The organism is uncultured Slackia sp. (assembly GCF_934630525.1).
GTDB lineage: Bacteria > Actinomycetota > Coriobacteriia > Coriobacteriales > Eggerthellaceae > Slackia.
Window position 1 is genome coordinate 161852 of the sequence record NZ_CAKTVX010000004.1, and the last position, 23561, is coordinate 185412.

Here is a 23561-nt window from a genome sequence, read left to right on the forward strand (position 1 = left end):
GTTACGAAACGCGCGAATAACAACGAACAAAGGAGGTGTCCATGGCTGGGCTCAATGGCGAATATCGTCATAAGCTCGATGCCAAGGGGCGTCTGTCTTTGCCGTCGTCTATTCGCAAGCTTCTGACCGAGGAAACCCAAATGGTCGTTGTTCCCGATGCGCGAAACGAGTTTCTGTCGGTGTATACCAACGAAGCTTTCGACGTATGGATCGACACCTTGTTTGAGAAACGCGGTGGCTTTGACCCCAACAAGCGTGAGCACATGTTGCTGAACAGCATCCTTCGTGGCAATGCGACTCCAGTGACCATGGACTCCGCGGGCCGCATCACCTTGCCGCAGAGCTTGCGCGAGCGCGCTGGCATCGACAAGGAAGTCACCCTGGTTGGCGCTGGCAGCCACTTCGACATTTGGGATACCACGCGTCGTGAAAACCTGCTGGCGAGCATCGATCTTGATGCCCTGCTCTATTCGTAGGAGTTCTGACGTGGAAGAAATGACAAACCAATACAGGCATACACCGGTCCTGCTTGCCGAGTGCCTCGAGCACTTGAACCTTAAACCGCAGCACACGTTCGTGGATTCAACGCTCGGCGGAGCAGGGCATTCTTCCGAAGTCGCCAAACGGCTTGGGGAGGGCGGCCTTCTTATCGGCATCGACCAAGACGAAATGGCCTTGGCCGCCGCCAAGAAGCGCCTCTCTTCAGCTTCCGCCGAAAACGCATGCGAAGTCATGCTGCTTCGCGGAAACTTCGGCGACTTGGATGAATTGCTGGTGGAAGCGCAGGTCCCTGGAATCGATGCGATTCTGTTCGACCTCGGCGTTTCCTCGCCGCAACTCGACCTCCCGCAGCGTGGCTTCTCGTTTAGGGAAGACGCCTTGCTGGACATGCGAATGGACCCGGGTAGACAAACCATAACCGCAGCAGAGCTCGTCAACACCTTATCCGCAGCAGAGCTCACCCGGATCATTCGCGACTACTCCGACGAGAAGTGGGCAAGTCGTATTGCGCAATTCATCGTGGAGCGCCGCGAGAGCCATCCCATCGAAACGACGGGCGAACTCGTGGACATTATTAAAGCGGCCATTCCCGCTTCGGCGCGTCGCGCTGGCGGGCATCCCGCCAAGCGAACGTTCCAGGCGCTTCGCATCGAAGTGAACGGCGAGCTTACCGTGCTTCGTCGGGGTCTCGACGCCGCCATTCGGTGGTTGAATCCTGGCGGTCGCATCGCGGTCATCAGCTATCACTCCCTGGAAGACAGGGCGGTGAAGGAAGCTTTCGCCGAGCACTCGAAGAAATGCACGTGCCCTCCCGGTTTTCCGGTGTGCGTGTGCGGCGCGAACCCTGCGCTGAAAGTAATTACTCGCAAACCCATTCTGCCCACCGAGGCGGAAATTGAAGTTAACCCCCGCGCCCGCAGCGCCAAGCTGCGCGTCGCGGAAAAGATCAGATAGGTGCCCTGGCGCCTAGATGGCCGATACGCCGACTGTAAACGCAGCCTAAACACAGAAAGGAGGCAGGCATGAGACAATACGATTCATACCGCGCCTCCCAGCCGGCCTATGTCCATGGTTCCGCCGCGCCCGATTTGCGCAGGCAGAGCAACCCCGATGTCAATGTCATGCCCGGACGCCGCAACGGCGTCAACCATGCCGGTGTGCCCGAGAGCATCTTTGGCGTGGTGGGCGTTGTATTCGCCGTGGCGATCGTGATTGCGATTTTCGCATGCGCTCGCGTGCTTCTTTCTGCGGCGAGCGTAACCACGACCATTGCAACCGACGAGCTTTCCACGCAAATCGCCAACGAGCGCACGCTCGGCAACGATCTTGAGGTGCAGCAGAGCCAGCTTTCCAACTCCACGCACATTCGCTCCGCGGCCGAGGGCCTCGGCATGGCGGCGCCTGCTGCTACCGAAAGCATCGAGCTTGGCGCCGACGTCATTGCGACCGACGCTTCGGGCAACCTTTCGCTTTCTGGGAGCTTGTCTTCTATGGCAAGCCAAGGCTAGGTGCGCTTCGTGTCTCGTGACGCGCGCCGTCAGGCGCCGAATTATTCCTTCGGCTCAAATCGCTTTAGGGTGCTCCTGGTCTTTTTCGGAATCATCCTTTTGTTGCTCGTAGGACGCCTTGTTCAGCTTCAGATTATTCTTGCCGACGATTACAGCACCCAGGCTGCCAATTCGCGTACGGTGTCAGTCGAGCTCTCGCCTCGCCGCGGCACGATTTACGACCGCAATGGCAAAGTGCTCGCCTCCGACGTGCAGGCGACGACCATCTATTGCAATCCGAAAGAAATCACCGACGTGAAAGGCACGGCCGAGAAGCTCGCCGGCGTGCTCGGCGGCGACGCGTCCATCTATGAAGGCCCCCTTTCGACCGAAAACACCACGTTCGCATACGTGAAGCGCAAGGTCGACCAGGACAAAGGCGAAGAGGTAAAAGACCTCGGCCTTGATGGCATTTATTTCCTTGACGACATGAAACGCGTGTACCCGTATGGCAGCACCGCGGGCCAAATTCTTGGTTTGGTCGATGTCGACGGCAACGGCCAAACCGGTCTTGAGCTGTATTACGACAGCATTTTGAAGGGCGAGCCGGGCAAGCTCGTGCTGCAGCAGGGCGCATACGGCATGCCGATTCCCGGCGGCACCGAGGTCGACGAGCCCGCCAAAGATGGCCAGGATATTATTCTTTCCATCGATATCGACATGCAGCAATATGTCGAAGAGCGCCTTGCGCAGGGCGTGAGCGACATTGGCGGCGAAGACGGCTCGGTTGTGCTTTACGACGCCGATACGGGTGACATTATCGCTATCGCCTCAACGCCTTACTTGGACCCCTCCGACCGCAGCAACATCGAAGAGGGCGCTACGTCGGTGAAAGCCATTACCACGCAGTTCGAGCCGGGCTCCATTTTCAAGACCGCGTCGTTCTGCGCGATGCTCGAGGCGGGCGGCATTACCGCCCAAACCACGGTGGACTGCCCGGTGTATCTTGAGGCGGACGAGTACAAAATCTCTGACGCCCATGAACGCGCTGCAACTACGATGACCGCGGCCGAGGTGCTCGCGCAATCGTCGAACGTCGGCACGTCGCTTCTCGTGCAGCAGCATTTGGGCTTCAACGACCTGTACGACAAGATTCGCAAATACGGCCTCAATGATGCCACGGGCGTCGACTACCCCGGCGAGGCCGAGGGCTATTTGACTAATGTGGGCACATGGTCGCTCATCCAGTCGTACAACGTGACGTTCGGCCAAGGCATTTCGCTGAGCCCGCTTATGATCACGCGCTTCTACGGGGCCATCGCGAATGGCACGGGCGTTGCCCATACGCCGCACTTCCTTATCTCGAAGCCCTCTTCGGGAGAAGAGGTCACGTGGGATAGCGAGCAGATCATCGACAACACCGACGCCATCGCTCCGCTTACGGACATGCTGGAAGGCGTTGTGGAAAACGGCACGGGCAAGACGGCCGCTGTTGAGGGCTATACGACGGCGGGCAAAACCGGTACGGCGGAATACGCCGACGATTCCGGCTCCTACGTGAAGAACATGTACAACCTCGACTTTGTTGGTTTCCTGCCAAACGCGACTTCGAATCTGGTGTGTTTTGTCGGTGTGAACCATGTGCCTTACGAGCGAAATACGTGCGAGGTGTTTAAAGATATAATGACCGAAGCAAGTAGCCGATATAAAATCGCGCAGAAGTAAACGCCGCCTTCGTGCGGCGTTTTGCCTGATTAAGCGATTCCGTTGAGGTGGATTGAATGGAACTCGAAATAGGACGTGTAATTGAGGCATGCAATGCTCGCGTGCTCGTGGAACCCGTGAGCCGCGATGTCGCGGCCTTGGGCCTTACGTGGGACTCTCGCGAGGTGAAACCGGGCTTTGTGTATGCGGCCATCGTTGGCGAGCGCGTCGACGGACATGCATTCGCGGCTTCTGCGATTGAGGCGGGCGCTGTCGCGGTGCTGTGCACGCGCGAGCTTGACGATGCGGCGCTTGAAGCGGCCCGTGCCGCCGGCGCTTGCGTGCTCATGGTTGCCGATGCAGCGGAAGCGATCGCCGAAATCGCCGCTGCATGGCGCGCAACGCTTTCCGCCACGGTGATCGGCGTCACCGGCTCGGTGGGGAAGACCACCACCAAAGGCCTCGTGCGCGACATCCTTTCTACGAAATATGAAACCTGGGCGACGAAGGGCAACTTCAACAACGAACTCGGCGCCCCCTATACGGTGCTTACGGCGCCCGCGTCGACCCAGATGCTCGTCGTCGAGATGGGCATGGATCGCCCGGGCCAAATCGCGCACCTTGCCGCCATGGCGAAGCCGAGCTTGGGCGTCGTGTCCATCGTGGGAACGTCGCACTTGGAATACCTGAAAACGCGTGACAACATCGCGCTCGCGAAAGCGGAGCTGCTCGATGCGCTGCCCGAGGGCGGCTGGGCGTTTTTGAATGCCGGCTGCGATAAATCGGCGTTTATGGCAGAGCATGCGCGCCTTCTTCAGCGCGGTGTGAATGTTTGCGCGTTTTCCGCGCTCGGCGAGCCTGATGCCTCTTTGGGCGCATGGGCTGCCGACAGCGCCGTGTGGGCCGAAAATGTCGCGATTGACCCCGAGGGCCGTCCGCGGTTCGAATTGTGCGCGCGTGGCGCGCTTGTGGGCGGCGAGCGTTGCCGCGAGCAGGTTGCGCTTTCTTTGCGTGGCGCGCAAAACGTTTCGAACGCATGTGGCGCCGTGGCGGTATGCATGGCGGCGGGCATGGAATTTTCCGAAGTCGCAGCAGCCCTTGCTCAGGCTCAGCCCGAATCGGGCCGTGCTGAACTCGTGCGCGCGAAGTGCGGAGCCGTGGTGTTCAACGACGCCTACAACGCTGCTCCCGAATCGATGTGCGCCGCTCTTGCCACGCTTGCGTCGTATGAGACCGCGGGCCGTCGCATCGCGGTGCTCGGCGATATGGGCGAGCTCGGCGTATCGAGCATCGAGGGCCACGCGAAGGCCGGTCGCGCCGCGGCCGAGGCGGGCATCGATGTGCTCGTGTGCACGGGCGACCTGTCGCGGGGCATGGCTCGCGCCGCTGAAGAGGCCGGCATGCCGCACGGACATATCGTCTGCGTGAACGATGCCGACGAGGCTCTCGCCTACGTTTCAAAAACCATTTCCGAAGGCGACGCCGTATTGGTGAAAGCCTCGCACTATATGGGCCTTGATCGAGTCGTTGAAGGGATCATCGAATAATGCTGAGCTCGCTGTTTTCCGCATACCCGTCGTTTCTAGTGTTTCTGGGCTTCATCGTCGCCACGGCTTTGACTATGGCGCTCATGCCGGCCTGGATTCGCCTGCTTACCCGCACGCATATTGGCCAGCAGGTGCGCGCCGACGGCCCGCAAAGCCACTTGGTGAAGCAGGGCACGCCTACCATGGGCGGCGTCATCATGCTCATCGCCATCGTGATTACCGTGCTTTTGGTGGTGCCTCCTTCGTGGAGCTTCGTCGCGGCGCTTCTTGCGACGCTGTGCACCGCGGCTTTGGGCCTGTTCGACGATGCCGAAAAGGTCATCCATGAGCGCTCTTTGGGCTTGACGCCTAAAGGCAAGCTCATCGGCCAGTTCGCCATCGCCACGCTGTTCACGCTTTATGTCGTGAATTGGCTCGGCATTGCCCCCACCGTGCAAATCCCGTTTTTGCAGCCGTGGGATTTCGGAGTGCTCACCACGTCTATCCCGTGCCCCATCTGCCCCGATGGCTCGCTTGATATTCCCTGGCTGTACCTCGTGTTCTGCTATTTGCTCATCATCGGCATGTCCAATGCGGTGAATTTGACCGACGGCCTCGACGGCTTGGCCGCCGGAACGGTCATGGTCGTCATGATCGTCATGGCCGCCATCGCGTATCGCGAGAATATGCTCCCCATGGCCGTGTTCGCCGCCACCATGGCGGGCGCATGCGTGGGCTTTTTGTGGTTCAACGCGTATCCGGCCGACATTTTCATGGGCGACACGGGGTCGCTCGCGCTGGGCTCGGCGCTTGCTTGCATCGCCATCATCACGAAAACCGAGGTGTTCTCGCTCATCATCGGCGGCCTGTTCGTCGCCGAGGCGTGCTCGGTTATTCTGCAGGTCGTGCATTACAAGCGCACGAAAAAGCGTTTGTTCCTTATGGCGCCTTTGCACCACCACTTCGAGAAGAAGGGCTGGAGCGAAACGAAGGTCGTCATTCGATTCTGGATTGTTTCGGGCGCGCTTGCCGGTTTTGGCTTCGTGCTGTTCTTCATTCAGCCCATCGTCATGGGCATGGTCGCTTAAACGCCGACGGAAAGGGATAGTGTCATGGGCGCTTCTATCATCGAAGGAACCAAGGCCGCGCCAACGTGTTGGGGCGACGTGCTTATTCTGGGTTTGGGCAAGAGCGGCAAAGCCGCTGCGTCGTATTGCTTGAATTTGCTCGGTGGCCGCGTGGAGAGCGTGACCATCGCGGCTGGCGAGAAAAACGATGCTGCGCTCGAGTTCGCCGCGCACTGCGAGGCGCTTGGCGCTCATGTGGTGTTCGACATGTATACGTTTAAAGGCACCTATGACGTGTGCATCGTGAGCCCGGGCATTTCCCAGTTCTCCCGTTTTTACGAAAATGCGAAGGCAGCCTCGACTGAGGTCATTTCCGAGGTGGAATTCGCTTGGCGCGAAAGCCCCGCAGATAGTCGCTGGGTTGCTGTGACGGGAACCAATGGCAAAACTACCACGACGTCGCTTATCACGCATATTTTGAAGTGCGCCGGCGAGCGCGTTGCCGCCGTGGGCAACATCGGCAATACGTGCATCGAGGCCGTGGGCAACGGCGAGGCCGACGTGTATGTGTGCGAGGCGAGCTCGTTCCAGCTGGCGAGCTGCCAGGCGTTTGCGCCCGAGGTCGCCGTGCTGCTCAACATTACGCCCGACCATCTGTATTGGCACATGACGTTCGAGGCGTATGCCGAGGCGAAAAAGCAGGTGTATGCGAACCTGAGCAAGAACCAGGGCACGCTCGTCATCGACGCCGTGTGCGATGTGACGCGTGATTGCCTGAAAGAATTCAAGAACGACCCCAAGCGAGCTTTCGGCTACATTCCCGTAGGGTGCGCCGCGGGCATCGACCATTCCATGAAGGAGGCTTGCGGGTCTGAAAACGCCGCATTCCTCGATGGCAATATGCTGCGCGTCGATTTCAAGGGCGAAGAAGTGGAGCTCGTGGGCGAAGGCGATCTTCTGATTAAGGGCGAGCATAACGTGTCCAACGCGCTCGCGGCGGCTGCGGCCGCGCTTGCGTGCGGCGTTGACGCCGCTCAGGTGCGCGAGGGCCTCGTGTCCTTTAAGCCGCTCGAGCATCGCCTGGAGCCGTGCGGCGAAATCGGCGGCGTGAAGTTCGTGAACGATTCCAAGGCGACCAACGTGGACGCCACGCTGAAGGCGCTTTCGGCGTTTGCTCCCCACACCGCCATTTTCTTGCTCGGCGGCAACGACAAGGGAACCGACCTTGACGAGCTCGTTGAGGCGTGCGACGCGAAATGCAAGGCTGTGGTGTGCTTTGGCGCGGCGGGCGAGCGCTTCTTCAATGCGTTCGCGAATGCGGGCGTGAAACATGTTCGCGCCGAGCATATGGAAGACGCGCTCGATACGGCGATTTCCATGGCTCAGCCCGGCGATGAGGTCGTGCTTTCTCCTGCCTGTTCGTCGTTTGACGAGTTCGATTCGTTCGAGCACCGCGGCAAAGTCTTCAAACAGCTCGTTGCGTTTCGTGCCAACAATGCCCGCTAGGTTGTAGTCGGTGGCTCGAGCGACGCGTGCCGGCTCGTCTGCCGGCTTCCCTGAATTGAATAGAAGAGGCGGTGCACGGGGCAGTGTGCCCGCCGACATCATGATGCCGCGTTTGGGCCTTCTGGTCGCGGTTGTTCTGCTTGTGCTCATCGGTATTGTCATGGTGTTTTCGGCATCGACAGTTGAGGCGATCCACAATGGCGAGTCGGCTACCTCGTACGTTGTGAAGCAGGCGATATTCGCCGTGTTCGGCTCTGCTCTGGCTCTGTTCGTGTATGCGCGCGATTACCGATCGTTGCAGGGCGGCCTCTACTTTTGGGTGTTTTGGGGCATATGCGCCGCTCTGCTTTTGGCCGTTCCTGTTATTGGCACGAACATTCTTGGCGCCACGCGTTGGATTTATATCGGTGGTTTCAGCGTGCAGCCGACGGAATTCGCCAAAATCATGCTTGTGGTGGCCGCGGCGAAGGTGCTTCTTGAATATCGCGATCAGATTCGCGATATGAAGCAGGCGCTCATTGCCGCTTTTGCGCTCGTCTTGCTCCCGCTTCTCTTTTTGTACAAAACGCAGTCGGACATGGGTTCTGCCGTCGTCATTCTCGTGGGAGCGTTCGTGGTTATGTGGCTCGGCGGGCTTCCTGGGCGTTTCGTCGCTGTGCTCGGCATAGCTGTCGTGGTGGGCGGCGTATTCGGCATCGTAGGATATCGCGCCGACCGCGTTTCGGTATGGCTTGACCCATGGAGCGACCAGTACGATACGGGCTACCAGATGATTCGCTCGTTCTTCGCGTTTTCCGAAGGCGGCATTCTGGGCGTTGGCTTGGGCAATTCTCGCGAGAAGTTCTTGTATTTGCCCGAGGCTGAAACCGACTTCATTTTCTCGATTATCGGCGAGGAGCTCGGTCTTGTTGGTGCACTGTTCGTCATCGCGCTTTTTGTGGCGGTGCTCGTGTGCGGTTTGCTTATTGCCAAGCGCGCCGCCGACGACTTCGGCACGATGATTGCCGGCGGCCTTACCTGCATGCTTGTGGGCCAGGCGTTTTTGAATATGGCCTGCGCTACGGGATTGTTCCCCACGACGGGCAAGCCCCTGCCGTTCATTTCGTCGGGCGGATCGTCGGTTGTGGCGTCGCTTTTGATGGTGGGTATCATCATGTCGGTTTCGCGTGTGGCGGGCGAAGAAGCGCTTACGCCGCATCGCGCGAGCGCCGAGCGACGCCGCGCGAACCTGAACTATATTCGCGTGGAAGACGAACCGCCAGCGCGTTCGCGCTTCTCTTCGTCTGAATCGGCGCCCGTCGTCGATGCCCCGGTTCGTTCGAGGCACTCTCATGGCGACCCGTTTGGCGGCCTTATGGCTCCGCGCGGCGGCGCATCGAGAAACGCTTCGCGGGGCTCGTCTCGCCCAGAGGGAAATGCTTCTTTGGGCTCGCGGGCGTCGCGACGCAATGATTCTGGAATGGAGCGCGGCGCCAATCGTCGCGGCAGCGGAAGGAACTCACGATGAAATTCGTTCTTACGGGCGGCGGAACGGCCGGCCACATCAACCCCGCTCTTGCGCTGGCTGAGATTTTGCAAGAATGCGACCACGAAGTGTTTTTCGCTGGCACGCCGCAGGGCGTTGAGGCGCGCTTGGTCGGTCAAACCGACATTCCGTTCGTGGCTTTCGAGGCTTCGGGGTTCGATCGCGAGCGTCCCCATACGCTCGTCACCTCTTCGCTGAAAATTTTGCGCTCGGCCCGCAAGGCGAAGGCGTGGATGTGCGAAGTTCGACCCGATGCCGTTGTCGGCTTTGGGGGATATGTGTCCATTCCGGTGGGCATGGCGGCCGAGCAGCTGAACGTGCCGGTGGTTGTGCATGAACAGAATTCCGTCATGGGCATGGCGAATAAATTCTTGGGCAAGAAGGCCGCTGCCGTCGCGCTCACCTATGAGGTTGCCGGCAAAGACATCGCCGACGCATCCAAGCTCATCGTCACGGGCAATCCGGTGCGTTCTTCGGTGCTTTCCGCTACGCGCGAACAGGGCAGGGAAATGCTGGGCATTCCGCAAGATGCCACGATGCTGCTCGTTTTCGGCGGCAGCCTGGGCGCGCGCCACATCAATGCCGCTATCTCGTCGCTCAAAAAGCAGCTGCTCGCGATTGACGGATTGTATGTGGTGCATATCACGGGGCCGAAGGAATACGAGGCGACGCGCGCAGAGCTCGCTTTGACCGATGAAGAGGCTTCTCGCTGGACCGTGATGCCGTACCAGGACCGCATGGCCGAAACCCTGCGTGCGGCCGACTGCACGATTTCGCGCGCAGGCGCCACGTCTCTCGCCGAGATTTCGGCGCTGGGGTTGCCTGCTTTGCTCGTGCCGTTTCCCTATGCGGCCGAAGACCACCAAACCACCAACGCGCGCGCGTACGTTGAGCGCGGCGCGGCGGAAATGATGGCCGATTCCGAGCTCGATAGCGAAGAATTCGCGAACAAGGTGCTCGCTCTGGTGACCGACGCGGATTTGCGCAATCGCATGCGCGCTGCCGCCGCAACGTTCGAGACCGAAAACGCCGCAGCGAAATTGGCTGATGTTGTGGTTGATGCGGCGATGCGCGGCGCGCTGCGATAGAATAACCGATTGCTGAAATACGGGGCGCTTATGCGCCCGTTCGGTTCGAGGAGGCATAAACAAATGACGGATAATTGCAAACGCGTGCATTTTATCGGCGTTGGCGGCGTGGGCATGAGCGGCATCGCTCGCGTTGCGGCTGATGCGGGCATGCGCGTGAGCGGCTCCGACATGAAGTCGTCGCGCTATACCGACGACCTGGTTGCCGCCGGCATTCCTATTTTCATCGGCCACGATGCCAAGCACGTGACCGACGACATCGATGCCGTGGTCATTTCTACCGCCATCCCCGAAACCAATCCCGAGCTTGCTCGCGCGCGCGAGTTGGGCATTGCCGTTTGGCACCGCGCGCATATGCTTGCCGAGCTTGGTCGCGGCAAGAAAACGCTTGCTGCCTGTGGCACCCATGGCAAAACCACCTCGTCTTCGATGCTCGCCACCGCGACCGACGCCTTGGGCCTTGAGCCCACATTCGTCGTGGGCGGCATCGTGGACGCGTATCACACCAATGCCGTTTCGGGCAAGGGCGATTATTACGTTGTCGAGGCCGATGAGAGCGACGGTTCGTTCTTGAACCTGTCTCCCTATGTCGCGCTCGTCACCAATGTCGAGGCCGACCATTTGGATCACTACACGGGCGGCATCGAAGAAATTCGCGCGACGTTTCTGCGGTTCATGCAATCGGTGCCCGAGGAAGGCGCCGTTGTCGTGTGCGGCGAGGATCCCAAGCTCGTGGAGCTTGCCAAGAAGAGCGGCCGTCGCATGGTTGCCTATGGCTTTGGCGAGGACTGCGATACGCGCATTTCGAACTACCGCACGCATGGCGTGGGTTCGCTGTTCACGCTCTCGTTCGCCGATGGCACTGTGGTCGATGTCGAATTGAAGTGCAACCCTGGCATCCATAACGCGCTCAATGCCGCAGGCGTGATTTCTGTCTTGTGGGCGCTTGGCGAAGATGCCGCCGCCGCCGCTGCGTCTCTTTCGAATTTCCAGGGCGTCCGTCGTCGTTTCGATTTGGTGGGCGAGGCATGCGGCGTGACCGTTGTTGACGATTACGCCCATCACCCCACCGAGATCAAGGCGACTTTGGCCGCCGCCGCTGCGCTCGATTTCAAGCGCGTGGTCGTGTTATTCCAGCCCCATCGCTACTCTCGCACCGAGTCGCTTGCGGGCGAGTTCGGCGAAGCGTTCAACGATGCCGATAAGCTCGTGCTCATGGATGTATATGCGGCGGGAGAGGCTCCTATCGAGGGCGTCGATGGCGGTCTTATCGCCAATGCCGTGAAGCAGAATGGCAACGTTGCCGATGTGACATACGAGCCGAACAAGGAAGCGACGCCGGCACTGGTTGCCTCGAAGCTCAAAGAGGGCGACCTGCTCATCACCATGGGCGCAGGCGATGTGACGACGTTCGGCAAGAAGATTCTCGCTGAGCTTTCCCGCGAAGAGGCATAGCATCATCATGATGCGGAGCCTTGCGCGGCTTTTGGGCGACGAGTTTTCGGGCTTTGTGCTCGAAAACGAGCCGCTAAGCCGACATACCACCATACGAATCGGCGGCCCCGCGGCCTTCTTTATCGAGGCGGACGACCTTCGTTCGCTCACTTTTGCGTGCGATGCATGTCGCAAGCTCGGCATTCCTTGGACGATGTTCGGCAAAGGTTCCAATTTGCTCGTTTCCGACGCCGGTTTTAACGGCGCGGTTATTACCTTGGGCGCTGGTTTTGCGAAGTGCGTATTCGACGCCGAGTCGGGCGTGTTCACGTTCGGGGCGGGGCTGCGGCTTTCGCAGGCTGTTCGAGAGGCCGCATTTCTTGGTCGTTCGGATTTGGAATTCGCCGTGGGCATTCCGGGCACGGTGGGTGGTGCCGTTCGTATGAATGCCGGTACGCGCCGAGAGTTCTTGGGGCCGCGTATTGTCTCGGTCACCACGCTGCGGCCCGGAGAGGGCCTTCGCCGATATGCTGCGCGGGATATCGAGTGGAACTATCGCGAAACATCCATTCCCTTCGATGAGGTCGTGCTTGAATGCGAAGTTGCGACGACTGAAGGCAGCGAGCAAGAGATTCGTCGCGCTATGCAGAAATCGCAGGAGCGCAGGCGCATCACGCAGCCTTTGGGCTTGCCTTCGTGCGGAAGCGTTTTCCGCAACCCCGAAGGCGAATCTGTTGGCCGCCTGATTGAAAACGTGGGGCTTAAAGGAGCCCTGTGCGGAGGCGCCCAAATTTCGGAGCGCCATGCGAATTTTATTGTGAACAAGGGCGGCGCGAAAGCCGTCGAGGTATTGTCGCTCATCCATGCCGCCTCGGATGCGGTTACTGAGCGCTATGGTGTAGAACTTGTGCCGGAGGTGCGCTTCCTTGGCTTCGAATAGGAACAACCGCAACACGCGTCAAGCTCCGCGCGCTCGCTCGGGGCAGGCTCCCGTGCGCCGCGACACCACGCCGACGTATCGTGCGTCGAATCGCCGGACGCTTGGTTCGGCCGCCCCGCGTGTTTCCACGGTTAAGCTCGGCGATCTTGACGCCGCGAGCGCTCGAGGGTCGGTCCACCGTGCGCGTGCCCAGGCATCGTATAAAAACTATCGGGCGAAAGTCGTCGCTGTGCTCGTTGCCATCGCCGTGCTTGTTGGCGTGTTCGCGGGCGCATACTGGTCGAATCTTTTCGCGGTTCAGCAGGTGACGGTTTCCGGAGTCGAGCATCTTACGGCAAGCGAAATGGCCCAGCTTGCCAATGTGCCGAGCGACACCACGCTTCTGCGCGTCGATACTGCGACCATCGAAAGCAATATCATGCGTGATGCATGGGTTGAAAACGTGCATGTGCAGCGTGTGTTCCCGAATACGCTCAATTTGGCCGTGACTGAACGTACCATCGGCGCTACGGTCGAGATTGGGGTCGACGATGGCAAGTCGACCGAAACATGGGCGCTTTCGACTGACGGAATATGGTTGTGCCGCATTCCCGATAAAGATTCCGAAGCGGCGCAGAATATTTCGCCGAAGATCTACGAAGATGCCGAGAACGTATTCGTCATTACCGATGTGACGTATGGCGTGAAACCCGAAGTCGGCAAAGTGTGCACCGATGAAAGCGTGAAAAACGCGCTCGACGTGGTAACGAGCCTTTCGACCGACTTGAAAGATCAGGTGAAGCAGGTTTCGGCGACGTCGACCGAGAACACGACGCTTACGCTCGACTCGAATGTCGAGATCGCGTTTGGCGCGGCGAGCGATGTGCGCGATAAGGAACGCGTCATCAAGCAAATTCTTGCCGACCATCCAGGCGAGGTGAGCTACATCAACGTTCGCGTGGTGAAGTCGCCCACATGGAGGACGGCATAAGCCCGCATCGATGCGCTCGTATTTCTCGCCGCATGGGGTTTGCGTGGGTGAGAGCCCGGTCGAGGTGGGCGAGAGACCCTGAAATAGCCGTCATATGACGGCTATTTTTGTCGCCTGCCCCTCATTTCCGTGGTGATTCGACGGAAGCTCGTTTCCTGTGGGCGGTACCGTCCTTGAAATGCTCGCTCGTTTGTGTAAAGTAAGCGTGTTATAGTTTCTCGTAGTGAGAATTGATTTTATGTGCCTGCCGTGGCGGGCGCGGATTAAACGCAGCCGTAAATGCAGCACGTTGGAGGAAACATGGCGAAAACTGTTGGTTCAGAGCATCTGGCCGTCATTAAGGTCGTTGGCGTCGGTGGTGGCGGCACCAACGCCGTCAACCGCATGGTTGAAGCTGGCCTGAAAGGCGTTGAGTTCATCGCCGTCAACACCGACAAGCAGGCGCTGCTTATGTCGCAGGCCGATAAAACTATTCATATCGGCGAAGAGTTGACGCGTGGCTTGGGCGCTGGCGCAAATCCCGAAATCGGTTGCCAGGCTGCCGAGGAATCTCGCTCCGAGATTCGCGAAGCGCTGGCTGAGGCCGACATGGTCTTCGTGACCGCTGGCGAAGGCGGCGGCACGGGCACGGGCGCAGCTCCCGTGGTTGCCGAAATCGCCCGCGAGGAAATTGGCGCGCTCACGGTTGGCATCGTCACCAAGCCGTTCGGCTTCGAAGGCCGCGTTCGCCGCAATCAGGCCGAGCAGGGCTGCGATCTGCTTTCCCAGAAGGTCGACACCCTCATTGTTATCCCGAACGACCGTCTGCTCGAGGTCATCGACAAGAAGACTTCTGCGCTCGATGCGTTCCGCATTGCCGACGATACGCTTCGCCAGGGCATCCAGGGCGTTACCGACCTCATTACCATTCCTGGCCTGATCAACCTCGACTTCGCTGACATCCGCACCGTCATGAAGGACGCTGGCACGGCCATGATGGGCATTGGCTTTGGCACGGGCGAGAATCGCGCCCTCGACGCCGCGACGCAGGCCATCAACTCTAACCTGCTCGAGGCTTCCATCCAGGGCGCAAGCCGCGTTCTGTTCTCCATCGCCGGCGGCAGCGACCTTACGCTCGCCGAAGTCGACGCTGCAGCGCGCGCTATGGAAGCCGTTGTCGACGAAGATGCCAATATCATCTACGGCCAGATCATCGACGATACCCTGGGCGACCAGATTCGCATTACCGTTATTGCTACGGGCTTTGCGCGCCAGTCGCAGGCCGCGATGGACTTCGATTCCGCTCGCAACGACCTGTTTGCGGCAACTCAGGCTGCTTCGGCTCCCGCATCGAGCTCCACGGTTGGCGCTTTCGGCCGCGACACCTACACATCCAACCAAACCCACGCAGCGTCGCCTGCTGCATCTTCGATGAATGCTGCATCTACGCGCGTCGCCGACGAGGAGTACATTCCCGATTTCCTTCGTCGTCGATAAAACGGAAGCGATGTGCCATGACGGGTATGATCAACGCGTCAGGGCTTGAAGCGACCCTCGATTTGCCGCTCCCGCGGCTTGTCGAGGGTCGTTTTTCTAGCCTGACCGCATTTACCGATGAGGCCCTGTTCGAAGCATGCGGCGTACGCATCGCGTTTACCGAGCGTTCGGGCGGCGTGAGTGAGCCGCCGTACGATTCGTTGAACCTGGGCCTTCATGTCAACGACAATCCCGAAAGTGTGCGCGAGAATCGCCGCAGGGTCTGCGAGGCGTTCGGCATCGACCCATCGAGACTTATTGTGCCCAACCAGGTGCATGGCGCCGATGTCGCCGTGTGCGAAAACGCTGGCGATATCGCCGAGACGCGAGAGTTCGCGGCCGAAGGCAGCGACGCGGTTGCCGTGGGTTGCGATGATGTTGCGGCCTTGCTGTGCTTTGCCGATTGCACACCTGTGATTATCGTGGCGCCTTCCGGCAAGTTCGTCGTGGCGCATTGCGGATGGCGCGGGGTCGTGTACGGCGCCTGGGCGACGGCGCTTTCGACGCTTTGTGAGCTTACGGGCGAGCCCCCTGAGCGCTTCAACGTGTATATTGGCCCCTATATCCATGCGTGCCATTTCGAGGTTGGCGAAGAAGTCGCCAAGCAGTTTTTCGATTCGTTCGGCGAGGCAAGCTTGGTCGACGAGCGCCACGTCGATATGGGTGCTGCGCTGCGGAGCGGCTTTGCGAGTATGGGTGTTGCGCCCGAGCGCATTGCCGACGTCGATATGTGCACGGTGTGCGATGCCGGCGAGCGTTTTTATTCGTATCGCGCCTCGGGCGGCACGTGCGGTCGCCATGGCGCGTTTGCAGCTCGTATTCTTGGATAGGAAGAAGCTTTCTTATGGCTACGTTGGAACAGCGTTGGGAATCTGTCGAAGAATCCGTTGAGGAGGCATGCGCGGCTGCGGGTCGTGCCCGGAGCGATGTGCGCGTCATTGGCGTGTCGAAGACCGTGGGGCTCGATGCGGTTGCCGAGGCAATTGAGGCGGGCATTCACGATTTCGGGGAAAACCGCCCCGATGAGCTCGTTCGCAAGCACGACGCGTTCCCAAGCGAGAACTGGCATTTTATTGGCAATATCCAATCTCGCCAGCTCGACAAGGTGGTGGGGCGCGCATGCCTCATCCATTCTTTGTACCAGGAAAGCCACGCCGATAAAATCGATCGTTTGGCTGCGGCGGCGGGCATTGTGCAGGACGTGCTTATCGAAGTCAACGACGGCGAGTCGAACAAGCAGGGCGTGGCCGACGAAAATCTTATCGATATGCTTACGCATTGCGCCGCCTTGGAGCATGTGCGCGTGAAAGGCCTTATGATAATGGCTCCCATCGGCGACGCCTCGGTGGCGCGTGCAACGTTTAAGCGCCTGCGCGAACTGCGCGATGCGGCGCAAAGCGACCTTGCGGCACGTGGCATCGATATGGAGCTCCATGAACTTTCAATGGGGATGAGCAACGATTATTCCGAAGGTATTGGCGAGGGGGCTACCATGGTTCGCATCGGTCGAGCCATATTCAGTGCCGACTATGCGGGTTAGCCCGCTTGATTGATAGGTGGACACGCAATGGATTTCAAGATTCCTAAATTTGATGAACTGAAAGATCGCCTGGGCATTGGCGAGGCTTCGAGCCAGGCGGGCTCGCGCTCCTCGCGCGCTCGCGATTCTCGCGATGACGCCGTCGATTATGGCGAATACGGCTTCGACGATTCTGCCGATTACGCGGTGGAGAACGACTCGCCTTCTTCGAGCTTCACGGCGTCGTTGCCCAAGCTCGTCACGTCTGACGACGTGCGCGCCAATATCCAATACACGCCGAGCGAAGCCCCCGAGACCGCCGATGCGTCGCAGGCAACGCGTCCGAACCGTGATTTCGGCGCGCTTCGTGAAGATTCGCATCGCTCTCCTGGCGTGAATTCGCTGTTTGAGCCCTCGTCTGCCGCTCGGCCGGCCGCGTCGGCGCCCCAGGCTGCCGCGAGCTCCACGGGCGCTTATGCGCAAACCACGGGAGCGATTCCTGCGCCCGCATCGCCTTCTGGCGAAGGCCGCGTGGTGCAGCGTCCGGCGCGCATCGTGACCATCGTCAAGCCTGAGTCGTATGACGATGCCGAACGCATCGCCAAGGTGCTCAAGAGCGGCGATGTCGCTGTTGTCTCGCTGCGCAACACCCCCGAAGCGCTCGGCAAGCGCATTCTCGACTTCAGCTTTGGCGTGGCATGCGCCTTCGAGGCTCAGGTCGAATGCGTTTCGGGCCACGTGTTCGTTATCACGCGCGGCGCGGGCTTGAGCGATGCCGAGGCGTCTCGCCTCAAGGCCCAAGGGTTGATGTAGATGTATGCCCTGCAGCTTTTCATCGTGAAGCTCGCCGACGCGTACACGACGATTCTGCTCGTGTATGTGCTCATGAGCTGGATTCCGAACAGAAGCGGCATTCTGGCCGATATCGAAACGGTGTTGGGGAAGGTTTGCGATCCGTATCTGAACCTTTTCCGTAAATTCATCCCGCCGATTGGGGGCATGGTGGACGTAACGCCTATCTTTGCCCTGCTTGTATTACAATTCTTGGTGCGCTTGATTGTCGGCATTCTTTAGCCGCAGCGGCGCGAATATGTTCATTGGGGCGCAAGGCGTCCTGCAGGCTGTGCGATTCATATCGCAGGCCGCCCTGGGTTTCCGGGGTATATACCGAATGAGATTGGAGTAGGCATGGCCATCACTTCCGAAGACATCCACAACCAGAGTTTCACGGTTGATCGCAAGGGTTACGACGTTGACGAGGTCGATGTGTTCCTCGAGCATGTCGCAGCCGAGATTGACGGCTTGAATGCCCAGATCGAAGAGCTTCTCGCTCGCATTGACGAGCTCAATAATAACCAGATGGGCTTCGATGATGACGAGCCTATGGATATGGACGCCGCTTTCGCCGAGCCCGCGATGCCCGAACCCGAGCCCGAGGCAGTCAAAGAGGAAGCCGCCGATACGACTTCGGTGCTTTCTGCCGATGAAAAAGACGCTCGCATCGCCGAGCTCGAGAAGCAGCTTTCCGAAAAGGAAACCGACGCTTCCGCCATTGCCAATGCGCTCGTGACCGCCCAGCGTTCCGCCCAGGAAGTGCTCGATGCTGCCCGTGCCGAAGCGAAGCGCATCCACAACGATGCTGAAATCGAGGCGAGCGACATCGTCGACCGCGCGAACGCCGAGAAGGCCAAGATTGAAACCGCCATCGAAGAGCTCGATCGTTCCCACAAGAAGACGTGCGAAGCGTATTCCGAGGCCCTGAAGAGCTTCATCGACGATGCGAATGCCAAGCTTGACGATATCGAGGACGAACTCGCCAAGAAGGAGGGCAAGAAGCGCTCCCATGGCCGTTTCGCAAGCCCCGCTCAGGCCCCGGTTCACAAGCCCATGTTCGGTGCCACGGGCGCCGTTGCCCCGAGCTATGTCGCTCCCGCCGCAGGCGCTGTTGAATCGGCCCCTGTGACGCCCGCTGTGACCGCTGCTCCCGCAACCGCTACGGTTATTCCGGCGCAGAGCGCTGCTCCCGCTCCGGCTCCGAGTGTCGAGAAAGACCTTTCTGGTTTCGGCGATGCTGCCGAGGCCTTTGATTTGGGCGATATCGACTAGTTCGGCTTTGCCGCCCTTTCGGGCGGCGATATAATGCGATGCTGCAAGAACCCCTGGTGCTGCATTTTTGACTCGGCCTTTGATTCGCGTGCTGGAGTACGCGTTGCTCAGGCTTCGCCTGAACTGCATGCGCCAGGGGGTTCTTTTCGTTGATGCTTGGCTCGGATGCATTTTGCTTCGATAAACGACGAAAGCCCGCGTGAGCGGGCTTTCGTTTTGCAATGCCTTAGCGGGCCTATGAGCCGGGTTCTGTCGTTGAAGACGGCCATTTATCTAGGACGTGCGTTACCACACGCCTCAAGCAGGCTACCCGCATGCACGGAGAGGCTCAACCGTATCGCATGCCTATTCGCCCTTGCTTCGGATGGGGTTTACCAAGCCACGCCATTGCTGACGTGCTGGTGCGCTCTTACCGCACCTTCTCAGCTTTTCTCTTAACGCCCGAAGGCGCCAGTGGGAGTTTAAGTTTCTTCAGCACTTTCCATCGGGTTTCCCCGCCCGGCCGTTAGCCGGCATCCTGCCTCAAGAAGCCCGGACTTTCCTCGTTGGCGCAAGGCCACCGCGACCGTCCAGCCCGCATAGCGTCGGCTATTGTATCATTGCCTGCGCCGTATGTCGTGCATTCTGCACGGTGTTGCTACAATCTTGAGCAAAAGCCGCGGATCATGAACCGGGTTAGAAGGGAAGATATGCCAGAGAATCGTTTTTCATGCGCGCTCATCGGTGCCGCGTCCTTTGATGCCGACCATTTTTCTGCCGAACATTTCGATAAGGTGATTGCGGTCGACGGTGGTTTTTCCTCGCTTTGCGCGATTGGCGTAACGCCCGATTTCGCCCTGGGCGACTTTGACTCGTTGGGCCATGTTCCGCAGGGCGTTCCTATTGAGAGGCATCCCGTCATGAAAGACGACAGTGATACGGCGCTTGCGCTCGAGTGGGCGCTCGCGCATGGCATGCGCGAGGTTGCGGTGTATGGTGCGCTTGGAGGAAGGCTCGATCACACGCTTGCAACGCTTTCGGCCTTGGTGGGCGCGGCGCGCGCGGGCATGCATGCGGTCGCGGTAGGAGAGGGCAATGTCGTGGTCGCGCTCGCAGGCGGCGTGTCGCTTGAGATTGCCGCAAAGAATACCGGCACGTTCTCGGTCTTTTCTGCGCCCGACGCCTCGTGTGGCCTTACGGAGTGCGGTCCGCTCTATGAGGTTGAGAATGCGACGCTTCGAAACGACGTGACGCTTGGCCTTTCCAATGAATTCGTGGGCAAACCGGTGTCGATTTCTCTTGAGCAGGGCGCTGTCGTGGTCGTTTTGCCGCGAATGCCCTTGAGCGACATTCGCATCGGCTAAACGCGGCGCTGCCGTTTGCGGATTTTTGTGCTCCTTTCGCTGCGTGCGCCGTATAATTCACTTCGACATAACGGGGAGCTCGCTGAAGCGGGCTGAGAGGGGGCTTCTTGGCTCCGACCCACCGAACCTGATATGGGTAATGCCAACGAAGGGAGCATCGCATGACTGCGAACAATTCCGCATATCAAACTGCATCTGAAATCACCGAATCCATCAAGGCGTTTGCCGATGATGTGCGCGCGACGACCCCGCTCGTCCACTGCATCACGAATTACGTGACCGTGGAAAGCTGCGCGAACGCCGTGCTCGCCGTGGGCGCAAGCCCTATCATGAGCGACGAGCCTGCCGATGTGGTTGACATCACGTCCATTTGCAACGCGCTCGTGCTGAATATTGGCACGCTTAACATGCAGACCATCGCCGGCATGAAGGCTGCGGGCGCTCGAGCCGCCGAGCTCGAGCATGCCATTGTTCTTGACCCGGTAGGCGCGGGAGCTTCGGCGCTGCGCACGCAAACCGCAGGTGAGCTGCTTGACTCGCTGCCCGTCGCCTTGGTGCGTGGCAATATGAGCGAAGTGAAGGCCCTTGCTGGCCAGGCTGCCGCCACGCAGGGTGTCGATGTGAACCCTGCCGACGCCGTGACGAGCGAGGAAGACATTGCCGAGGCGGCTGCTTTCGCTCGCGATTTCGCCGCGAAGGCTAACTGCGCCGTGGCTATCACCGGCCCCATCGACATCGTCGCCGACGCGAATCGTGCATTTGCCGTTCGCAATGGGTCCGCGTTCCAGGGTCGCATCACGGGTTCGGGCTGCATGCTTTCCGCCATCACCGGCGCATATATGGCGCGCGCGAATGGCAACGCCGTTGAAGCCGCCCTTGCCGCGGTGGTGCATATGGGCGCTGCCGGCCAGGCCGCGCAGGCGCGCATGAAGGAAGGCGACGGCACGGGGAGCTTCCATACCTATCTCATGGATGCCCTGTCGCTGCTTGAGGGCGACGATTTGGCCAAGGCCGCTTTGGTTGAAGAGGTTCGTTAACCATGACGGCGCTCACGCCGCGCGAGCGTTTTCGCCGTGCTCCCGAGTCGCTTTTGCTGTATGCCGTTTCCGATGATGCGTGGCTGGGCGAGCGTACGCTTGCGTCATGCTGCGCTCAGGCGGTGCGCGGAGGGGCGACGTTTCTGCAACTTCGTGCAAAGCGTGCCACAACCGAGGAGCTCATAAGCGCGTATGCGGAAATTCGCGACGAACTCGAACGCGAAGGCCTTGCCGGGAAAGTTCCGTTTGTAATCGACGACGACGTAGAAGCGGCTCTTGCCGTAGGTGCCGATGGCGTGCATGTTGGCCAGTCGGATGAGTCGTGCGCGAGCGCGAGGGCACGTTTGGGCGAGGGCGCCATCGTGGGCGTGTCGGCGCAAACGGTGGAGCAAGCTCTTGCCGCGCAGGCTGCAGGTGCCGACTATTTGGGCGTGGGGGCGTTGTTCAAGACAGCAACCAAGCCCGAGGCGGCCGATGTGTCTCTACGCACGCTGCGGGAAATATGTGCTGCCGTGAGCATTCCCGTGGTTGGCATTGGGGGCTTGAATGCGAGTACGCTTGCGTCGCTCGCCCATACGGGCGTGCATGGCGCTGCGGTCGTGTCGGCGATTTTTGCTGCGGGCGACATCGTATCCGCGACGCGGGACTTAAGACGCATCATGGACGGCGTTGACCTGCTCATGTAGTTGCTTGCGAGCGGTTCGAACAGCGGGATAATCGATTGAATGGAACGGAAGCTGGCTTGCTGGCTTCCGTTTTTCTTGCGGGCGCCTTTTCCGCCTTTATACCCGGCGAATTGTATTATGGATGCATGAGATTGCCGAGTTGCGTGTGAGGAGAGCTATGGGCTTTAAAATCCCTTCGGTCGTAAGCATCGCCGGTTCCGATTCCTCGGGCGGGGCGGGCATTCAGGCCGATTTGAAAACCATCGAGGCGTTGGGGCTGTTCGCCCAAACCGCGATCACGGCGCTTACCGCCCAAAACACTCTGGGGGTTTCGGGCGTGCTCGATGTTCCGAGCGAATTCGTGGTGCAACAGATTGATGCGGTGTTCGAAGACATTCGCCCCGGCGCCGTGAAAATCGGCATGGTGTCATCGGCGTTGAATGTGGTTGCAATTGCGGAATCGCTGCGTGCGCATGCGGCTGAGAACATCGTTGTCGACCCCGTTATGGTGTCGACGAGTGGAAGCCGCCTTATAAGCGATGGCGCCTCTGAGGCGCTTACAGGGCGCTTGTTTCCGCTTGCGAGCGTGATAACGCCCAACATACCCGAAGCGGAAGTGCTCTGGGGCAGGGGCATAGCGACGAAGCGCGATATGGAGGCTGCGGCGGGCGAGTTGTCGGAGCGTTTCGGCGTTGCGGTTCTTGTGAAAGGCGGACACGGCATAAGCGATGCCGATGACGTGCTAGCTGAGCGCGGGTTTACGTGCTGGCTACCAGGCGAGCGCATCGAAAACGACAATACGCATGGCACGGGATGCACTCTTTCGAGCGCGATTGCGTGCGGGCTCGCGAAGGGTTTCACCGTGTTTGAGGCGTGCGAATATGCGAAGCGCTATATTTCGGGAGCGCTTGCTGCTCAGCTTGATCTGGGCAAAGGCTCGGGTCCGCTCGATCATATGTGGGAGCATAGAGGTCGGTAATCGAAAAACCGCTTACCGACCCAATGTGCCGTTCGCCAGTATGTGGATAACTTTTTTATGGTGTGGAAAAACGATTTTCCATCAGTCTAACTAATAAATGAACGAAGACCGTTCTTTTGTTGCGATTCAAAGCAGGAGCCAAGACGGGAAAATGCGAGGAAAACGTCAATGAAATCGCGTGAAATGACCGTGGAAGCGAAAGGGACCAACGCAATCAAAATGTGGAAAAGTTTTTGTGGAAAACAAGCCGAGAGGGGAGTCAATAAACGAGATTGGTAAAACGGAGGAGGGGTGGTACTCTTGACGAAATTCCACCTCATCGGTTCGAACCACCGCTAAAGAGGGTGGGATGTGCCCTTATTGGGTAGGTCGAACAAGAGGCAGCGAGCGATGCTCTGGTGAGTGCAGTTCGTCCTGAAAGCAAGGCGAAGCGTATCGGAAGATACGTGAGCCGAAGCTTGAAGGCGAAATGCGCCGTCAGGGAATCGCGCAGCGGCAACAAAAAAGCCCGTTCGTCAGAACGGGCTTTAGAAATCGTGGTAGCCTGGAGGGGATTCCTGGCCGCGCTGCGCGGCTTATAGGACAAAAAGTGTGTCTCGATAGAACGCATGTTCCCCTCACGCTAATCCAGCCAGAATGGGAAGGAATC

At 59.4% G+C, this 23561-nt stretch carries 22 protein-coding genes, 1 other RNA gene and 1 riboswitch; of the genes, 22 read left to right on the forward strand and 1 reads right to left on the reverse strand.

What is annotated here, in order from left to right; translation table 11 throughout:
• Nucleotides 1–41: 41 nt before the first annotated feature.
• The 18 genes from Q0D41_RS05280 to Q0D41_RS05365 all read left to right on the forward strand — a co-directional run bounded on the left by Q0D41_RS05280 (nt 42) and on the right by Q0D41_RS05365 (nt 18888).
• Nucleotides 42–476, forward strand: coding sequence for a division/cell wall cluster transcriptional repressor MraZ (locus Q0D41_RS05280; RefSeq protein WP_114615971.1), 435 nt, complete (start codon nt 42–44; stop codon nt 474–476).
• A 19-nt stretch (nt 477–495) separates the two neighbouring features.
• Complete coding sequence (rsmH, locus tag Q0D41_RS05285; protein WP_281668047.1) at nt 496–1455, forward strand: 16S rRNA (cytosine(1402)-N(4))-methyltransferase RsmH; 960 nt, start codon at nt 496–498, stop codon at nt 1453–1455.
• A 68-nt stretch (nt 1456–1523) separates the two neighbouring features.
• Nucleotides 1524–2009 (forward strand): cell division protein FtsL, encoded by a 486-nt coding sequence (locus Q0D41_RS05290; RefSeq protein ID WP_294376281.1) that lies wholly within the window; start codon nt 1524–1526, stop codon nt 2007–2009.
• A 9-nt stretch (nt 2010–2018) separates the two neighbouring features.
• Nucleotides 2019–3713 (forward strand): penicillin-binding protein 2, encoded by a 1695-nt coding sequence (locus Q0D41_RS05295; RefSeq protein ID WP_294376285.1) that lies wholly within the window; start codon nt 2019–2021, stop codon nt 3711–3713.
• Between the two features lie 56 nt (nt 3714–3769).
• Complete coding sequence (gene murF / locus Q0D41_RS05300; RefSeq protein ID WP_294376288.1) at nt 3770–5239, forward strand: UDP-N-acetylmuramoyl-tripeptide--D-alanyl-D-alanine ligase; 1470 nt, start codon at nt 3770–3772, stop codon at nt 5237–5239.
• On the forward strand, nt 5239–6306 hold the full coding sequence (gene mraY / locus Q0D41_RS05305) for a phospho-N-acetylmuramoyl-pentapeptide-transferase (RefSeq protein WP_294376290.1): 1068 nt from the start codon (nt 5239–5241) through the stop codon (nt 6304–6306). The genes murF and mraY overlap by 1 nt, the downstream gene beginning before the upstream one ends.
• 24 nt (nt 6307–6330) lie before the next feature.
• The gene (gene murD, locus Q0D41_RS05310; RefSeq protein WP_294376293.1) at nt 6331–7791 is read left to right on the forward strand and encodes a UDP-N-acetylmuramoyl-L-alanine--D-glutamate ligase; all 1461 of its coding nucleotides are present in this window, start codon (nt 6331–6333) and stop codon (nt 7789–7791) included.
• Between the two features lie 85 nt (nt 7792–7876).
• A complete protein-coding gene (locus tag Q0D41_RS05315; protein ID WP_294376296.1) occupies nt 7877–9298 on the forward strand; it encodes an FtsW/RodA/SpoVE family cell cycle protein in 1422 nt (473 codons plus the stop codon).
• Nucleotides 9295–10404 (forward strand): undecaprenyldiphospho-muramoylpentapeptide beta-N-acetylglucosaminyltransferase, encoded by a 1110-nt coding sequence (gene murG, locus Q0D41_RS05320; protein ID WP_288483295.1) that lies wholly within the window; start codon nt 9295–9297, stop codon nt 10402–10404. Before Q0D41_RS05315 ends, murG begins: the two co-directional genes overlap by 4 nt.
• Before the next feature lie 63 nt (nt 10405–10467).
• Nucleotides 10468–11859, forward strand: coding sequence for a UDP-N-acetylmuramate--L-alanine ligase (murC, locus tag Q0D41_RS05325; RefSeq protein WP_294376300.1), 1392 nt, complete (start codon nt 10468–10470; stop codon nt 11857–11859).
• 7 nt (nt 11860–11866) lie between these two features.
• Nucleotides 11867–12778, forward strand: a complete 912-nt coding sequence (gene murB / locus Q0D41_RS05330) for a UDP-N-acetylmuramate dehydrogenase (RefSeq protein ID WP_294376302.1) — start codon at nt 11867–11869, stop codon at nt 12776–12778.
• Complete coding sequence (locus tag Q0D41_RS05335; protein ID WP_294376305.1) at nt 12765–13748, forward strand: cell division protein FtsQ/DivIB; 984 nt, start codon at nt 12765–12767, stop codon at nt 13746–13748. The genes murB and Q0D41_RS05335 overlap by 14 nt, the downstream gene beginning before the upstream one ends.
• A gap of 300 nt (nt 13749–14048) precedes the next feature.
• Nucleotides 14049–15224, forward strand: coding sequence for a cell division protein FtsZ (gene ftsZ, locus Q0D41_RS05340; RefSeq protein ID WP_114616023.1), 1176 nt, complete (start codon nt 14049–14051; stop codon nt 15222–15224).
• A 17-nt stretch (nt 15225–15241) separates the two neighbouring features.
• Nucleotides 15242–16093: a polyphenol oxidase family protein gene (locus tag Q0D41_RS05345; protein WP_294376310.1), complete on the forward strand. Its 852-nt coding sequence runs from the start codon at nt 15242–15244 to the stop codon at nt 16091–16093.
• A gap of 14 nt (nt 16094–16107) precedes the next feature.
• Entirely contained in the window at nt 16108–16803 is a 696-nt protein-coding gene (locus Q0D41_RS05350; protein WP_294376312.1) for a YggS family pyridoxal phosphate-dependent enzyme, read from the forward strand.
• A 27-nt stretch (nt 16804–16830) separates the two neighbouring features.
• Nucleotides 16831–17595 carry a cell division protein SepF gene (locus Q0D41_RS05355; protein WP_294376314.1) on the forward strand — a complete coding sequence of 255 codons (765 nt, stop codon included), beginning with the start codon at nt 16831–16833 and terminating at the stop codon, nt 17593–17595.
• Entirely contained in the window at nt 17596–17856 is a 261-nt protein-coding gene (locus Q0D41_RS05360; protein ID WP_114615982.1) for a YggT family protein, read from the forward strand.
• A gap of 114 nt (nt 17857–17970) precedes the next feature.
• Nucleotides 17971–18888: a DivIVA domain-containing protein gene (locus Q0D41_RS05365; RefSeq protein WP_288483325.1), complete on the forward strand. Its 918-nt coding sequence runs from the start codon at nt 17971–17973 to the stop codon at nt 18886–18888.
• 222 nt (nt 18889–19110) lie between these two features.
• Here Q0D41_RS05365 and rnpB read toward each other — a convergent pair.
• Nucleotides 19111–19469, reverse strand: an RNA gene (gene rnpB, locus Q0D41_RS05370) — RNase P RNA component class A.
• Between the two features lie 108 nt (nt 19470–19577).
• Here rnpB and Q0D41_RS05375 point away from each other — a divergent pair.
• From Q0D41_RS05375 to thiD, 4 genes are all read left to right on the forward strand, one after another.
• Nucleotides 19578–20231, forward strand: a complete 654-nt coding sequence (locus Q0D41_RS05375) for a thiamine diphosphokinase (protein ID WP_294376321.1) — start codon at nt 19578–19580, stop codon at nt 20229–20231.
• 61 nt (nt 20232–20292) lie between these two features.
• Nucleotides 20293–20402: riboswitch (TPP riboswitch) on the forward strand.
• A complete protein-coding gene (thiM, locus tag Q0D41_RS05380) occupies nt 20393–21268 on the forward strand; it encodes a hydroxyethylthiazole kinase (protein WP_294376324.1) in 876 nt (291 codons plus the stop codon). Its footprint overlaps the riboswitch before it by 10 nt.
• A gap of 2 nt (nt 21269–21270) precedes the next feature.
• Nucleotides 21271–21954, forward strand: a complete 684-nt coding sequence (thiE, locus tag Q0D41_RS05385) for a thiamine phosphate synthase (protein ID WP_294376328.1) — start codon at nt 21271–21273, stop codon at nt 21952–21954.
• A 157-nt stretch (nt 21955–22111) separates the two neighbouring features.
• Nucleotides 22112–22912 carry a bifunctional hydroxymethylpyrimidine kinase/phosphomethylpyrimidine kinase gene (thiD, locus tag Q0D41_RS05390; RefSeq protein WP_294376330.1) on the forward strand — a complete coding sequence of 267 codons (801 nt, stop codon included), beginning with the start codon at nt 22112–22114 and terminating at the stop codon, nt 22910–22912.
• Nucleotides 22913–23561: the final 649 nt, after the last annotated feature.

Bases quoted from the DNA above. Each gene is read 5' to 3' on its own strand.
- Q0D41_RS05280 (WP_114615971.1), top strand. From the start codon at position 42: ATGGCTGGGCTCAATGGCGAATATCGTCATAAGCTCGATGCCAAGGGG.
- rsmH (WP_281668047.1), top strand. From the start codon at position 496: ATGACAAACCAATACAGGCATACACCGGTCCTGCTTGCCGAGTGCCTC.
- Q0D41_RS05290 (WP_294376281.1), top strand. From the start codon at position 1,524: ATGAGACAATACGATTCATACCGCGCCTCCCAGCCGGCCTATGTCCAT.
- murF (WP_294376288.1), top strand. From the start codon at position 3,770: ATGGAACTCGAAATAGGACGTGTAATTGAGGCATGCAATGCTCGCGTG.
- mraY (WP_294376290.1), top strand. From the start codon at position 5,239: ATGCTGAGCTCGCTGTTTTCCGCATACCCGTCGTTTCTAGTGTTTCTG.
- murD (WP_294376293.1), top strand. From the start codon at position 6,331: ATGGGCGCTTCTATCATCGAAGGAACCAAGGCCGCGCCAACGTGTTGG.
- murG (WP_288483295.1), top strand. From the start codon at position 9,295: ATGAAATTCGTTCTTACGGGCGGCGGAACGGCCGGCCACATCAACCCC.
- murC (WP_294376300.1), top strand. From the start codon at position 10,468: ATGACGGATAATTGCAAACGCGTGCATTTTATCGGCGTTGGCGGCGTG.
- murB (WP_294376302.1), top strand. From the start codon at position 11,867: ATGATGCGGAGCCTTGCGCGGCTTTTGGGCGACGAGTTTTCGGGCTTT.
- ftsZ (WP_114616023.1), top strand. From the start codon at position 14,049: ATGGCGAAAACTGTTGGTTCAGAGCATCTGGCCGTCATTAAGGTCGTT.
- Q0D41_RS05345 (WP_294376310.1), top strand. From the start codon at position 15,242: ATGACGGGTATGATCAACGCGTCAGGGCTTGAAGCGACCCTCGATTTG.
- Q0D41_RS05350 (WP_294376312.1), top strand. From the start codon at position 16,108: ATGGCTACGTTGGAACAGCGTTGGGAATCTGTCGAAGAATCCGTTGAG.
- Q0D41_RS05355 (WP_294376314.1), top strand. From the start codon at position 16,831: ATGGATTTCAAGATTCCTAAATTTGATGAACTGAAAGATCGCCTGGGC.
- Q0D41_RS05360 (WP_114615982.1), top strand. From the start codon at position 17,596: ATGTATGCCCTGCAGCTTTTCATCGTGAAGCTCGCCGACGCGTACACG.
- Q0D41_RS05365 (WP_288483325.1), top strand. From the start codon at position 17,971: ATGGCCATCACTTCCGAAGACATCCACAACCAGAGTTTCACGGTTGAT.
- Q0D41_RS05375 (WP_294376321.1), top strand. From the start codon at position 19,578: ATGCCAGAGAATCGTTTTTCATGCGCGCTCATCGGTGCCGCGTCCTTT.
- thiM (WP_294376324.1), top strand. From the start codon at position 20,393: ATGACTGCGAACAATTCCGCATATCAAACTGCATCTGAAATCACCGAA.
- thiE (WP_294376328.1), top strand. From the start codon at position 21,271: ATGACGGCGCTCACGCCGCGCGAGCGTTTTCGCCGTGCTCCCGAGTCG.
- thiD (WP_294376330.1), top strand. From the start codon at position 22,112: ATGGGCTTTAAAATCCCTTCGGTCGTAAGCATCGCCGGTTCCGATTCC.